A 13,371-nucleotide genomic window follows, 5' to 3' on the forward strand; every position below is an offset into this window, starting at 1 on the left:
TACTGCAGGGGGGACCCTGTGGGAGAGTAGGACACCGCCGGACTTCTTTTAAGAAAAGGGCCACCCAACGCTGGGTGGCCCTTTTCGCATTTACGCAGTAACTTTTGCAAGGAGTAACAATGGCCGAGGAGCACAACGAGTCGCAGGACCGCGACCGATCGCGCCGTGAGCGCCCAGATCGAGGCTCCTCAAGGCCCAATTCGCGCGATCCGCGCTCTGGCGGAAACAACGGCCGCGAGTCGTCCCGTTCTCCGCGATCGAGTGAACCGCGTCATGACGGTGACCGCCCGTACCGTCCGTCGGGAGATCGCCCGAACCGCGATGATAGGCCGCGTCGTGAGAACGACCGTCCGTATCGCCCAAGTGGCGACCGACCTTACCGTCCGTCGGGTGACCGCCCGAACCGCGATGGTGATCGTCCGCAGCGTCGTGATGGCGACCGCCCATATCGCCCGAGTGGTGACCGTCCGTATCGTCCGTCGGGTGACCGTCCGAACCGTGATGGTGACCGTCCGTATCGTCCGTCGGGTGACCGTCCGAACCGTGATGATAGGCCGCGTCGTGATGGCGACCGTCCGTATCGCCCAAGTGGCGACCGACCTTACCGTCCGTCGGGTGACCGCCCGAACCGCGATGGTGATCGTCCGCAGCGTCGTGATGGCGACCGCCCATATCGCCCAAGTGGTGACCGACCGTATCGTCCGTCCGGTGACCGTCCGTCGGGCGACCGTCCCAACCGTGACGGCGACCGTCCGCAGCGTCGTGATGGCGACCGTCCGTATCGCCCAAGTGGTGACCGGCCGTACCGACCGTCCGGTGACCGTCCGAACCGTGATGGTGACCGTCCGCAGCGTCGTGATGGTGACCGGCCGTACCGTCCGACGGGTGATCGACCGAACCGTGACGGTGATCGCTCGTACCGTCCGTCGAGTGACCGCCCGAACCGTGATGGCGACCGCTCATATCGCCCAAGTGGCGACCGACCCTACCGTCCGTCCGGTGACCGTCCGCAGCGCCGTGACGGTGACCGTCCCTACCGTCCGTCGGGGGATCGCCCGAATCGTGATGGTGACCGTTCCTACCGTCCCAGTGGTGACCGCCCTTATCGCGATGATCGCCCGAGGCGGGATGACCGAGCTCCGCGAGAGTCAGGCTTTGTGCCGGACGATCGTGCAGATAGCGAACGCGCACCTGAACTACCCGACGACCTCACGGCATATGACCTGAACGGTCCCGCCCGCAACGAGCTGAAGACACTGAGCAAGGAGAACGCCGACAATGTAGCTCGGCATCTTGCGATGGCCGCGCGCGTGCTCGGCGACGACCCGGCGCTCGCGCACCAACACGCCCTCGCAGCTGTTCGTCGCGCGGGTCGCGTGGCTGTCGTTCGTGAGACTGCGGCGATAACCGCGTACGCCGTTGGCGATTTCGCTCTTGCGCTGCGGGAGTTGCGTACATACCGTCGTATCTCCGGTCGCGACGATCAGATTGCCCTCATGGTTGACAGCGAGCGTGGTGTCGGCAAGCCCGATCGTGCACTCGAACTCGGACGCAGCGTTGATCGTTCAACTCTGTCGGCCGAGGGGCGAGTCGAACTCGCGATTGCGATGTCCGGCGCCCGTCTTGACCTCGGTGAGCCGGAACGCGCGCTGCAAGAGCTCGAAATTCCCGAGCTCGATCCTGATCGCGCCTTCGAGTGGAGCGCAGGGTTGTTTGCCGCCCGCGCCACCGTACTCGAAGAACTCGGACGTGAGGACGAAGCAGCGCAGTGGCATGCGCGAGCTGTAATCGCCGCGGACGCTATCGAATCTGCACATGGAGCGGGAACCGATGAGGTTCTTGAGATCGAAGAGCTCGACGACGATCCAGAATCAGAAGTCGTCTCCGAAACGGAAGATACCGATATCGAGGACGAACAAGGCTGATGGCGCTTTTTGGCTCCAAAGTCGGCCCCACACCGCTGGAGAACGTCGATGTCGTTCTTGCTGACCTCGATGGCGTGGTTTACGCCGGGGCGGGGGCACTTCCGCACGCTGTGGAAGCCCTCATGAGAGCTGGCGAGTCGCGTCGTCTGGGGTTCATCACGAATAACGCTTCGCGCACCGACGCCAGCGTCGCGGCGCACCTTCGTGAACTCGGGCTCACCGGTGTGCAGGCGTCCGACGTTGTCACGAGCCCTCAAGCAGCAGTCCGTCTGCTCGCCAACGCTGTACCGTCCGGATCACGCGTGCTGGTCGTCGGCGGGGAGGGGCTCGTCGTCGAGCTCGAAAAAGCGGGTTTCATCGTTACTCGGAGTGCCGACGATAGCCCTGCGGCTGTCGTACAAGGGTTCACGCCTGACATCGGGTGGAAAGACCTTGCCGAGGCGGCTTACGCGCTCGCCCTTCCAGAAGAAGAAGGCGGCATTCCTTGGATCGCGACCAATACCGACTGGACGATCCCGCAAGCCCGAGGCATTGCGCCGGGCAACGGAACGCTCGTCTCGGCGGTCCACACCGCCGTCGGTCGTCTTGCAACTGTTGCAGGCAAGCCGGAGCGTCCGATCTTTGATGAGGCTGTGACTCGGTTCGAGGCACGGCATCCGCTCTTCATTGGTGACCGCCTTGACACAGACATCGCCGGCGCGAGCCGCGCAGGCATCGAGTCTGTGCTGGTGCTAACAGGCATAGACCGACCCAAGCATGTTCTGGCGGCTCCCGCCGATTCCCGGCCCACCTACATCGTGAGCGATCTTCGCGAGCTGCACGAGCCCTATCCGGCGACGCGCGTGAAGGGCGACGTCACCACAGTCGGAACCGCTTCAGTGCGCATCGACGGGATTGATCTCGTTATAGAAGCATCGGGTGAACGGCACGTCGACCTCGTCCGCGCCGCGTCCGCTGCTATCTGGAATTCCGGTCGTGCAATCTTTGGATTTCGCGTACCGGAAGAGCTTTACGCGGACCCGTTTTTTCGGCCGTAACGGCGATAGCGCGGGTGCCGCCGTACCCGTGTCGCGCGCGTTTCGCGTATGCCGCACGGGCCTCAGCATCACCGCCGAGTCCAATACTGTCGCTTCATGCGCGGTCATCGATCTAATCCTGCATTCCCGTGGGCAGCATCTTGATAACGCGCAGCATCGGTCCAAGCCGACGAGGAACGACGACCCAAAAGCGTTTCTTTCGCAGCGCTTTCAATACAGCTAGCGACACATCCGTGGCTGACACCGATCCGGTGAACGCCGGCGGGGTTATTCCAGCTCCCATCGCAGTTCGTACGAGATTTGGATTGACCACGATAATCCGCACACCAGTCTTGCGAAGCTCGCGCCGCAACGCGTCGCTGAACGCGATCACCGCGGCCTTCGTATCGGAATAAACGGCAACACCGGCAAGAGGGTTAATTCCGGTGGCGCTGGCCATATTCACGATCGTGCCGCGCCGCCGATCTCGGACTCGATGCGGTCAATCGACGCCGCCATGCCGGCAGTATCAGTCACATCTAATTGCACGGCGATAGCGCCGACTCCGAGTTCTTTCGCAGTTGCTTCGGTGGTTTCCAAATCGAGGTCACCGATGACAACGCGGTATCCACGCATGAGGAGATCGTGCGCAAGCTCTTGCCGATACCCCATGCGCCACCCGTAATTACTGCTAAGCGACTCATGACCTTTTCACATCCATTCCGAAAATGATCGAGGCGTCACGGATAGCGGCGCTGAAGACGGGGCGACGGCTCGCGAGATAACCCAGTGGTCCGTTGGCTGCGAAGGTCCACCTCGTTGAGAGCCCCGAGAAGCGTCCGACAATGGGGTTATGCGAGAAGATGCGCCCGCCATCCCATGGCTGGAGGGTGGGCAGCGGCAGTTGCCGCATGCCGGGAAGGAGTGGGCCGCGAAAACGAGCACGAAGCCCTGCGACCGAACCCATCGACACCGTCACGCGTCTCGGCCCGTTAGAAGGTTTCGAGCTGCTTCGGAATTCCCCATAGTTCGCGGCCACCAGCCCTAGAAGCCTCGCTATCGACCCAGATCTGGGGGACGGTCACCCGCGGTGGGAACACACTCGGCACCGAAACAAGCAGTTCGTTGTACTGAAGGACCCCACCCGGAACGTAATTCGCGAACGCTGTTCCGACCAGGACTTCGCCACCTAGGCGAAGAGGGCGGCGCCCGCCAGGGATTTCGATGGCTGGCAGCTCGGCCGCGGGCACGCGAAACACCGAAACCAGGAGTGAACCGCCCAGGTGCCACGGCTCCGGAGGATAGGTCGCCATGCCAGCACCTCCGTTTACACGATCTATGGCTCGAGTACCGCACGCTCGGTTGCGCTAGGGCTCCCGTGAGATCGCGCCTAACGGGGCACCCAAAATCACACGGTTTGTGCCTGGTGCGCGCCCTCGGCGACTTCCTCGATGACCTTTGCGTTGAATGCAGGCAGATCGTCGGGTGTGCGGCTAGAAACTAGCCCGCTGTCGACGACGACCTCTTCGTCGACCCAGTCAACCCCGGCATTCTTCAGGTCAGTTCGTAGGCTCGGGTAGCTCGTCATTTTGCGGCCGTCGACCACGCCTGCCTCGATGAGAAGCCAAGCGCCGTGGCAAATAACACCAACCGGCTTGTGCTGCGCGAAGAAATCGCGAGCGAACGCTGCGGATGCCTCGTCCATACGAAGGTGGTCGGCATTTACCACGCCTCCCGGCAGCACGAGAGCGTCAAACTCTGATGCGTTAACCGTCGTTACGGCGCTATCCACGTCTTGAGTGTGACCGTTCTTCCCCGTTACAGCGCCTGAGGCCGGTGAGACCAACGTCGGTGCGGCCCCCGCATCCGAAACAGCGTTCCACGGGCTCGTCAGCTCGGAGTCTTCGAATCCATCGGTGAGGAGGAACGCGATCTTCTTACCTGTCAGCTTTGCCATGAGAATCTCCTTCGCTTGTGGCGGGTTCTTTACGCTAGTCGCCCGGCCAGAGCCGACTCGAAGGGTTGCCAAGTGGGGGTGAGATTGCTAAACCCGCGGCGGATTTTGCACGCAGACTGGAGTGGTGAGCATTTCAAATACGCCGACTTCCGCCGCGCCACGTGCAAGAGCCGTTGCGCAGCATATTTTCACCGTCATCCGAACCGAGAAGATTGCGGCATCCCTCATTCGCGTCCATCTCGGCGGCGCCGATGTCTTCGACGCATTTGTCGAAGGCGCAGACTCGGCAAAGCTTGCAGCGGCAGACACATACGTGAAATTACTCTTTTCACGGCCGGAACTCGGACTCACGCCGCCGTATGATCTCGATGCCCTTCGCGCACAGCTGTCGATTGAAGACATGCCCGTGCGCCGCACGTATACGGTGCGGCAGATCAACTATGACGAGCGCACGATCGCACTCGACTTTGTTTTGCACGGAGACGAGGGCGTGGCAGGCCCGTGGGCAGCGCACGCAGCTCCGGGTGACCTGCTCGTGCTTTCGGGGCCCGGCGGACAGTACACACCAAGCGGTAATCCCGAAACTTCATATCTGTATATCGGCGATGACGCCGCAATTCCGGCTATCGCTGCGGCGCTCAAGGCTCTTCCAGCGCGCGCGCACGGACAGGTGCTGATTGAAGTTGCCGATGCCTCGGGCGAGCTGCCGCTCACAAAGCCCGATGACGTAGCGGTTCGCTGGGTGCACCGAAAGGACCAAACAGGGCGGGCATCGTATGGAGTGCGCCTTGCTGCGGAGGTGGCACGACTGCCGCGCATCACAACGCCGGTGGAGGTTTTTGCTCATGGCGAGCGCGAGGCAATGAAGGCGATTCGGGCCACTCTGCAGGGCGAGTGGGGTCTCGATCGTCGTGCGATGTCGTTGTCTGCCTACTGGGCATTTGGGCGATCTGAAGACGGTTTCCAAGCTGAAAAGCGTGAACCAATCGGCCGTATTTTCGAGGATTGACCCGTCGCTGGCGCCAACAAGGCGGCCCTCGCTGCATACCAGCGGGGGTATATTGTGCTCATGGCTACGACAGAAATCACCCTTGACAGTCTCGAACCCACGATCGTCGACAACGACATCGTCCTGCTCGACTTTTGGGCAGCGTGGTGCGGTCCGTGTCGGTCGTTCGCTCCGGTCTTCGAGGAGTCTTCCGAGACTCACGAAGACATCGTCTTCGGCAAGATCGACACCGAGGCTCAGCAGGAGCTTGCCTCGCAGTTTCAGATCACATCGATTCCGACCCTGATGGCCTTCCGCGAAAATGTTCTCGTTTTTGCGCAGCCCGGCGCTCTTCCCGCACCGCAGCTCGAGCAACTCATCACCGCCGTGCGGGGGCTCGACATGGATGACGTTCGAGCGCAGATCGCGGCCAAGGCTGAGCCCCAAGACGAACAGGCATGAGCACAACAGACGAAGACGCGCAGCGGCGCATCGTGAATCGACTGCGTCGAGCCAGGGGGCAGTTGGATGCGGTCATCGCGGCGGTTGAGAGCGAGAAATCATGCCGCGATGTTGTCACCCAGCTTGCCGCAGTATCGAGCGCGCTTGATCGAGCAGGTTTTGCAATTGTGGCATCTGCGATGAAGGACTGCGTCGCAGATCCGGCAGATCGAACGGACGGCGATATGACGACGGAGGAGCTAGAAAAGCTTTTCCTTATGCTCGCGTGACACTCCTGCCGCTCCCGTGGCTGCGATTAGTGTGGGGGCGGCAGGGTTCGCAGCGCACCGAGCGAAGAGAGACGGCATGACCACGACGCCCCCGGGCTGGTACGACGATGGCAACGGAAACTTGCGGTGGTGGGATGGTGCACACTGGACCGAACAGGTTCATGTGCCCAACGTCCCAGCGGAATCGACGATTGAGGTTCCGCCGCGTCCACCACTGCCGAATCTCGATGCCGGAACAGCCTTGGGGTTTGATACGTGGGATGCCGCGGAGTCGTCTTCTCAGCCTCCAGTCAAATCGAAGTTATGGATCCTATTAGTCACCGTTGGTGTAGTACTTGCGGCACTTATTGTTCTCGCGGCAGTTTTCATTCCGACGGCGATTCGTGCCGTGACAGGGGGCCAGTCCTACACACCGGATGGCGACCAAGAGAACGCCGGTGTTGCCGTAGTTGAGCTCTACGATCAGTCGTGGCGTGAAGTGGACTGCGAAAAATTTGAAGCGGCGACCACAGAGCGTTTTCGAGAGAGCACGCAGCTCACGGACTGCGACCTGTTCACCGAGCAGGCCGGATATTTCGCGCAGTCGACCGAGAACTACGAAATCACTGTGACGAGCGTGGAAGTTGGCGAAGAGAACATCGTCGTAGAGACGACAGAGTCATACTCGGCATATATCGATGAGATGGGCGACGAGGTCGATGACCCGATCGCTTACAGCGATCACTACGTTTACACGCTGATTCCGGACGGTACGGGTTGGGCGATCGAGTCCACTGACGTGAGCTGAGTAGCGCCGGGGCCGGTGAACGCAGCTGGTCATGCGCGAGTAGGGTATTCGAGTGACTGACGCCCCTGTCCGTGCTGCGCGCACGCCTGCTTTCATCATTACCTGCATTTCGACTGGCCTGCTCGCGGGCCTTCTTTCGGGTCTGTTTGGCGTCGGTGGTGGCACCGTGATCGTCCCGCTTCTCGTGCTCTTTTTGAAGTTCGATCAGCGCCTCGCTGCAGGCACCTCGCTCGCCGCAATTGTTCCGACCGCGACCGTTGGTGTCATCTCTTATGCGGTTCATGGTTCGGTCGCATGGATCCCCGCCCTGATCCTCGCGGCAGGAGCAGTCGTCGGCGCCCAGATCGGCACGTGGCTGCTGCCGCGCGTTTCGCAAGTTGCCTTGCGGTGGGCCTTTGTCGGCTTCTTGGCCGTCGTCATCGTGAGCTTATTCATCATCATTCCGTCACGAGAAGCTGAGCTTGTACTGACGGTGGGAACCATATTCGGTCTCATCGCCCTCGGAGTTATCACGGGTATCGTTGCCGGGCTTATCGGGGTAGGCGGTGGCGTGATTGTCGTTCCGGCGCTCATGCTTCTGTTCGGCACGAGCGATCTGATTGCTAAGGGAACCTCGTTGCTCATGATGATTCCGACTGCTATTTCGGGCACCATCGGAAACGCACGGCGCCGGAACGTTGATCTGCTCGCTGCAGTTCTCGTGGGAGTCGCCGCCTGCACAACCACCGCGGTCGGGGCGTGGCTTGCGACCCTCATGACTCCGACGGTTGCAAACGTGCTGTTTGCCGCTTTCTTGATCTTCATTGCAAGCCAAATGGCCTACAAGGCGCTTCGCGCTGGCAAGAAGAAGAGCTGACAGCATCCGGATCGCGGTACACGTGATCGGTAGGATGGTCTGGTGCCAGTGAACCCTGAGCTGGTCGGCCGAGAGTTTCCGTCGACAGCCCCCTACCTCGTTGGGCGGGAGAAAGTGCGTGAGTTTTCGCGCGCCGTCTTCGCCACAGACCCCCAACACTTCGAGCCCGAAGCCGCGCGGGCGCTCGGCTACGCCGATGTCGTAGCTCCCCCCACGTTCGCGATGGTCATTCAAGACATGACGCTCCAGATTCTTCTGGCAGAACCCGACTCGGGCATTGCTCTTGAGCGCACAATCCACGCTGAGCAGCGCTTCCGCTACTCGCGCCCGATTGTCGCTGGCGACGAGTTGACCGCGAGCCTCACTGTCACCGGAGTGCGCGCGATCGGTAAAGGCGCGATGGTGACGAGCGAAGCTGAAGTGACGGATGCCGGCGGCTCCCATGTCGTGACCGCCACCTCGATTCTTCTCATCGGAGGCGAAGACGCATGAGTACCGAGCACGCCTCCATTGATTTAGAGATCGGCCAGATTGTTGCCGAACGCCAGGTGCACCTGTCACGGGAAGACCTCGTTCGCTACGCCGGTGCATCCGGAGACTTCAATCCCATCCACTTCCGTGACGATGTCGCTTCGCGCGTGGGCTTGCCGGGCGTGCTTGCTCACGGCATGTTGACGATGGGACTTGCTGTCGAGACAGTTGTGCCCTGGCTCGGCGATGCCGGACGCATCGTTGAGTACGGCGTGCGTTTCACTCGCCCGGTCGTTGTCGACGCCGAAGACGGTGCTGACGTGAGTGTCACTGCAACCGTGGGCGCAATCGACGAAGACACTGTGCGCATCGACCTGACGGTCCGAAGCGCCGATGTGACGGTACTGGGCAAGTCTCAGGTGCGCGTCCGGATGGTGTGACGATGCCTGAAATCGAGCCGATACCGCTCGCTCAACTCACCACGCTGCACACCGGCGGAACGCCCGCGCGAATGATCGACGCGCACACCCGCGACGAACTCGTTTCCGCTCTGCGGGATGTATGGGAGACGGGCGAGTCGTGGTTCGTCGTTGGGGGCGGGTCGAACCTTTTCGTAGGCGACGACGATTTTGATGGCACCGTGATCCGGGTGTTGACGTCGGGAATTGAAGAGTTGCCGTCCGAGAGAGAAAACCGCGTGCGCCTCAAAGTCGAGGCAGGCCATGGCTGGGATGCCTTTGTCGCCACCACCGTCGAACGCGGTCTCGCGGGCGTTGAGGCGCTGTCTGGGATTCCAGGCACGGTCGGCGCTGCCCCGGTTCAAAATATCGGTGCATACGGCCAGGAGATCGTGCAAACACTCGTCGAAGTCGATCTCATCGACGAGGCGACGGGCGAAATTGAGACTGTTGCAGCAGCTGACCTCGCGTTGGGTTTTCGCACGTCGGTGCTGAAGAACCACTACGGCTCTGTTCCGCAGCGACCCGCTGTCGTTTTGTCGGCAACCTTCGATCTCGTTGCGGTCGGTAAGGGCGAGGCACGCGTGAGTGGCGAGCAACTCCGGGGCGCCTTGGGTATTGAACCAGAGGCATCCGTGACGCTTCAGTGGGTGCGAGAGCAGGTGCTTTCTACGAGAAGCCGAAAAGGCATGGTGCTCGACGCCGATGACCCGGACACGTACAGTGCTGGCTCGTTCTTTCAGAACGCCATTGTGTCGGAGTCGTTCGCCCGTTCGCTGCCGGAAGCATGCCCGCGTTGGCCGATGACCACTGACCTTGATGCGGTGACGGTGATTCCGCTTGACCGCTTTAATGGGGTCGTGCAGCCGCCCGCGCCGCGTCAGGCCCTCGTGAAAGTGAGCTCAGCGTGGCTCATTGAGAACTCGGGCTTTGCGAAGGGCTTTAAGCTGCCTCGTTCACGCGCCGGCCTGTCGACGAAGCACGCGCTTGCGCTCACGAATCGTGGCGATGCGTCGGCCGCTGAGCTCGCAGAACTCGCGCGTTACATCGTGGGGCGCGTGCAATCTGAATATGGTCTCATTCTGCAGCCCGAGCCCGTTTTGGTGGGCGTCGAGCTGTAGAACCAGGCCGCACTCTACGCTCGGAAGAGGTCCTGCAGGCGGCGGATACCCTCGAGTAGCTGCTCGTCGCTCAGCGCGTACGACAGCCGGAGGTATCCGCTGGGTCCAAAAGCTTCGCCGGGGACAGCCGCAACTTCAGCCTGTTCGAGGATGAAGTCTGCGAGTTCCAGCGATGTCGTAGGCGTGACACCGCGCCAGGTTTTTCCGAGCAGGCCGCGCACATCGGGGTAGACGTAGAAAGCTCCGAGCGGTGTCGGAACGGTGACCCCTTCAATCTTCGAAAGCTCGTCGACGATCAAGCGGCGGCGGCGGTCGAATGCGGTACGGAACTGTTCGGCTTCATTTTGTGGCCCCGTGAGGGCCGCGAGTGCTGCACGCTGCGCAATGTTGTTGACGTTGCTCGACAGGTGCGACTGCAGGTTGCCGGCCACCTTGATCGCATCCTTGGGGCCGACCATCCAACCCACGCGCCATCCGGTCATCGCGTACGTCTTGGCGACTCCGTTGACAAGGATCGTCTGACCGGCAAGCTCTGGCACCGCTTCGACAATCGAAACAGCGCGCGCACCCTCATAAACCAGGTTCTGGTAGATCTCGTCTGAGATCACCCAGATGCCGTGGGCGAGTGCCCATTCGCCGATCGCGCGTGTTTCTTCGGGTGTGTAGACAGAACCCGTCGGGTTCGACGGCGAAACAAAGACGAGTACCGTCGTGCGTTCAGTGCGAGCAGCTTCAAGCTGGTCGACTGTGACCTTGTACTCCTGGTCAGCGCCGGCGAACACCTCCACCGGAACGCCGTCAGCGAGAGCGATGGCCTCTGGGTAGGTGGTCCAGTACGGTGCGGGGAGAATTACCTCGTCGCCGGGGTTTACGACCGCTTGAAACGCTTGGTAAACGGCCTGCTTGCCGCCGTTTGTGACGATGATCTGGCTTGGTTCCACGGCGAGACCCGAGTCGCGCTGCGTCTTTTCTGCGATGGCTTCGCGCAGTACAGGAAGACCAACGCCCGGTGTGTAGCGAAAGTTTGCGGGGTTTTTGAGTGCCTCAGCTGCGGCATCCACGATGAACTGCGGTGTCGCGAAATCGGGCTCACCCGCGGCATAGCTAATGACCGGTCGACCCGCGGCCTGGAGGGCCTTGGCCTTCGCATCGACCTTGAGAGTCGCGGATTCGGCGATGGCGGATAGCTTGCGGGAGAGAGGAGCGCGTTCGGTCACGCCTAAAGCGTAGTAGGCGAGACATTTTCGCGCTGGCCGCTCGAGTTTTGATTGCAGGGTCATCCACCGAATGGGGGACGCGACTTCGGCCGAATGACCGCTAGCGCGGCAACGCCGCGGGCGAGACGCTAGAGGTATGGAAAATGCTGCTGTGCGGGTGCGCAACCTTCGAAAGCTCTATGGCTCGAACTCGGCTGTCGATGACGTCTCGTTCGATATTGAACAGGGTGAGACATTCGCCCTTCTGGGCCCGAACGGTGCCGGCAAGTCAACGACCGTGGAAATACTCGAGGGATATCGAAATCGCACCAGCGGTGACGTGAGCGTCGTCGGTGTCGACCCGAGCGACGGAAACCTCGCATGGCGTGCCCGCCTCGGAATCGTGCTGCAGAGCACGGGCCAAGCGGCATCCTTCACAGTGCGGGAGCAACTGCGTCAATTCGCTGGGTACTATCCACGCCCTCGAAACGTCGAAGAGGTCATCGCCGCGGTGGGGCTAGAAGAGAAAGCCACAACTCAAATTTCGAAGCTGTCCGGTGGTCAACAGCGTCGAGTCGATGTGGCTCTCGGCATTATCGGCCGGCCGGAGCTCCTCTTTCTTGACGAGCCGACGACGGGGTTCGACCCGCAAGCACGGCGCGAGTTCTGGGACCTCATCCGTCAACTGAAGCGTGAAGGCACGACCATCCTCCTGACGACGCACTATCTCGACGAGGCGGCGCAACTCGCGGACCGGGTTGCCGTGATCAACCACGGAAAGCTGCAGGCAATTGGCCCCCTCGATACTTTTGGCGGTGAAAAAGCACGGATGCCGGTCGTCCACTGGCGTGAAGGCGATCAACGCCGCGAGCACCGCACCAGCGAGCCGTGGGCATTCGTTTCTGCGCTCGCCGACCGAAGCGGAGGCGAACCGCCGGAACTAGAGATTCGCCGGCCAACCTTGGAGGACATTTACCTCGGGATGGTTGCGCACGACGTGAAAGAGGAGATTCAGCAATGAGCGCCACAACCGTAGCCCGGGCCTTGCCCACGTTCCACGTGTCTCGGCAGGGCATCCGCCGCGCCGGATACGAAATTCGCGGATACGTTCGCTCGCCCGAGACGATCGTGTTCACGTTTCTCTTCCCGATTATGCTGCTGGGCCTGTTCAGCGTTGTCTTCGGCGGCGATGGCCCCACGAGCTACGGGCCGGGGCTTCCCGAAGTCTCGGCAGTCGACCTTTATCTGCCAAGTATGTTGGCCGCCGGCATCCTGCTTTCTGGTCTGCAGAACTTGGCGATAGATATTGCCGTCGAACGGCATGATGGAACGCTGAAACACCTAGGTGGTACTCCGCTTTCTCCGGTCAGCTATTTTCTGGGAAAAATCGGCCAGGTGCTCGTCACAGCGATCGCGCAAGCTGCGGTTCTCCTGGCGTTCGCGGTGTGGGTACTTGGCGCCACTGTGCCGACGACAATCGAAGCGTGGGCGACATTCGCGTGGGTATTTTTGCTCGGACTTGTGACATCGGCGTTCTTGGGTATTGGGATTTCGGCGCTGCCCCGATCGGCGAAGGGCGCAACTGGTGTAGTAATTCCGATTGTGCTCGTGCTGCAGTTCATCTCCGGGGTTTACCTCTTTTTCTGGTTGCTGCCGGAATGGCTGCAGAACATCGCGAATCTCTTCCCGCTCGCATGGCTTGCAAAGGGAATGCGTTCGGTTTTTCTGCCCGCTGACTACGCCACCCTTGAGCAGTCGGGGGAGCGGGGCCTCGGCACAATTGCGATCGTCTTGCTCATCTGGCTTGTCGTTGGTCTCGTGCTTAGCCGCATGACCTTCCGCTGGATTCGACGAGACGCGTAGCC

The 13,371-nt window shown here is 61.3% G+C and carries 19 protein-coding genes; 13 read left to right on the plus strand and 6 right to left on the minus strand.

What is annotated here, in order from left to right:
• Positions 1-273: 273 nt before the first annotated feature.
• The 3 genes from FHS06_RS07755 to FHS06_RS07765 are packed head-to-tail and all read left to right on the plus strand — an operon-like array spanning position 274 to position 2,962.
• Positions 274-1,227, plus strand: coding sequence for a hypothetical protein (locus tag FHS06_RS07755; RefSeq protein ID WP_167048120.1), 954 nt, complete (start codon positions 274-276; stop codon positions 1,225-1,227).
• Complete coding sequence (locus tag FHS06_RS07760; protein WP_167048123.1) at positions 1,158-1,925, plus strand: tetratricopeptide repeat protein; 768 nt, start codon at positions 1,158-1,160, stop codon at positions 1,923-1,925. Before FHS06_RS07755 ends, FHS06_RS07760 begins: the two co-directional genes overlap by 70 nt.
• Entirely contained in the window at positions 1,925-2,962 is a 1,038-nt protein-coding gene (locus FHS06_RS07765; protein WP_167048126.1) for an HAD-IIA family hydrolase, read from the plus strand. The genes FHS06_RS07760 and FHS06_RS07765 overlap by 1 nt, the downstream gene beginning before the upstream one ends.
• A gap of 112 nt (positions 2,963-3,074) precedes the next feature.
• Here FHS06_RS07765 and FHS06_RS07770 read toward each other — a convergent pair whose 3' ends face one another.
• From FHS06_RS07770 to FHS06_RS07785, 5 genes are all read right to left on the minus strand, one after another.
• Positions 3,075-3,401 carry an SDR family NAD(P)-dependent oxidoreductase gene (locus tag FHS06_RS07770; protein WP_167048129.1) on the minus strand — a complete coding sequence of 109 codons (327 nt, stop codon included), beginning with the start codon at positions 3,399-3,401 and terminating at the stop codon, positions 3,075-3,077.
• A gap of 2 nt (positions 3,402-3,403) precedes the next feature.
• The gene (locus FHS06_RS07775; protein WP_167048133.1) at positions 3,404-3,613 is read right to left on the minus strand and encodes an SDR family oxidoreductase; all 210 of its coding nucleotides are present in this window, start codon (positions 3,611-3,613) and stop codon (positions 3,404-3,406) included.
• A 28-nt stretch (positions 3,614-3,641) separates the two neighbouring features.
• Positions 3,642-3,920 carry a hypothetical protein gene (locus tag FHS06_RS13950; protein ID WP_243845420.1) on the minus strand — a complete coding sequence of 93 codons (279 nt, stop codon included), beginning with the start codon at positions 3,918-3,920 and terminating at the stop codon, positions 3,642-3,644.
• A 13-nt stretch (positions 3,921-3,933) separates the two neighbouring features.
• Positions 3,934-4,254: an acetoacetate decarboxylase family protein gene (locus FHS06_RS13955; protein WP_243845421.1), complete on the minus strand. Its 321-nt coding sequence runs from the start codon at positions 4,252-4,254 to the stop codon at positions 3,934-3,936.
• Between the two features lie 95 nt (positions 4,255-4,349).
• A complete protein-coding gene (locus FHS06_RS07785) occupies positions 4,350-4,898 on the minus strand; it encodes a type 1 glutamine amidotransferase domain-containing protein (protein WP_167048136.1) in 549 nt (182 codons plus the stop codon).
• Between the two features lie 124 nt (positions 4,899-5,022).
• On the opposite strand from FHS06_RS07785, the gene FHS06_RS07790 reads away from it, so the two are divergent.
• From FHS06_RS07790 to FHS06_RS07825, 8 genes are all read left to right on the plus strand, one after another.
• Positions 5,023-5,907, plus strand: coding sequence for a siderophore-interacting protein (locus tag FHS06_RS07790; protein WP_310734776.1), 885 nt, complete (start codon positions 5,023-5,025; stop codon positions 5,905-5,907).
• A gap of 60 nt (positions 5,908-5,967) precedes the next feature.
• Positions 5,968-6,348: a thioredoxin gene (trxA, locus tag FHS06_RS07795; protein WP_167048139.1), complete on the plus strand. Its 381-nt coding sequence runs from the start codon at positions 5,968-5,970 to the stop codon at positions 6,346-6,348.
• Complete coding sequence (locus FHS06_RS07800; protein ID WP_167048142.1) at positions 6,345-6,617, plus strand: metal-sensitive transcriptional regulator; 273 nt, start codon at positions 6,345-6,347, stop codon at positions 6,615-6,617. Before trxA ends, FHS06_RS07800 begins: the two co-directional genes overlap by 4 nt.
• 76 nt (positions 6,618-6,693) lie before the next feature.
• Positions 6,694-7,404, plus strand: a complete 711-nt coding sequence (locus FHS06_RS07805) for a DUF2510 domain-containing protein (RefSeq protein WP_167048145.1) — start codon at positions 6,694-6,696, stop codon at positions 7,402-7,404.
• 52 nt (positions 7,405-7,456) lie between these two features.
• Positions 7,457-8,260, plus strand: a complete 804-nt coding sequence (locus FHS06_RS07810; RefSeq protein WP_167048148.1) for a sulfite exporter TauE/SafE family protein — start codon at positions 7,457-7,459, stop codon at positions 8,258-8,260.
• Positions 8,261-8,302: 42 nt separating this feature from the next.
• Positions 8,303-8,752 (plus strand): MaoC family dehydratase N-terminal domain-containing protein, encoded by a 450-nt coding sequence (locus FHS06_RS07815; protein WP_167048151.1) that lies wholly within the window; start codon positions 8,303-8,305, stop codon positions 8,750-8,752.
• Positions 8,749-9,171, plus strand: coding sequence for a MaoC/PaaZ C-terminal domain-containing protein (locus FHS06_RS07820; protein WP_167048154.1), 423 nt, complete (start codon positions 8,749-8,751; stop codon positions 9,169-9,171). Before FHS06_RS07815 ends, FHS06_RS07820 begins: the two co-directional genes overlap by 4 nt.
• 2 nt (positions 9,172-9,173) lie before the next feature.
• Positions 9,174-10,310 carry a UDP-N-acetylmuramate dehydrogenase gene (locus tag FHS06_RS07825; protein WP_167048157.1) on the plus strand — a complete coding sequence of 379 codons (1,137 nt, stop codon included), beginning with the start codon at positions 9,174-9,176 and terminating at the stop codon, positions 10,308-10,310.
• 14 nt (positions 10,311-10,324) lie between these two features.
• Here the strand turns inward: FHS06_RS07825 and FHS06_RS07830 are convergent, their stop codons facing one another.
• A complete protein-coding gene (locus FHS06_RS07830) occupies positions 10,325-11,527 on the minus strand; it encodes a pyridoxal phosphate-dependent aminotransferase (RefSeq protein WP_182486472.1) in 1,203 nt (400 codons plus the stop codon).
• Positions 11,528-11,663: 136 nt separating this feature from the next.
• Here FHS06_RS07830 and FHS06_RS07835 point away from each other — a divergent pair, with 136 nt between their 5' ends.
• Positions 11,664-12,527: an ABC transporter ATP-binding protein gene (locus FHS06_RS07835; RefSeq protein ID WP_167048163.1), complete on the plus strand. Its 864-nt coding sequence runs from the start codon at positions 11,664-11,666 to the stop codon at positions 12,525-12,527.
• Complete coding sequence (locus FHS06_RS07840; protein WP_167048166.1) at positions 12,524-13,369, plus strand: ABC transporter permease; 846 nt, start codon at positions 12,524-12,526, stop codon at positions 13,367-13,369. The genes FHS06_RS07835 and FHS06_RS07840 overlap by 4 nt, the downstream gene beginning before the upstream one ends.
• Positions 13,370-13,371 lie beyond the last annotated feature (2 nt).

Origin of the sequence: Microbacterium halimionae (assembly GCF_011761265.1) — a bacterium.
Classification (GTDB): Bacteria; Actinomycetota; Actinomycetes; order Actinomycetales; family Microbacteriaceae; genus Microbacterium; species Microbacterium halimionae.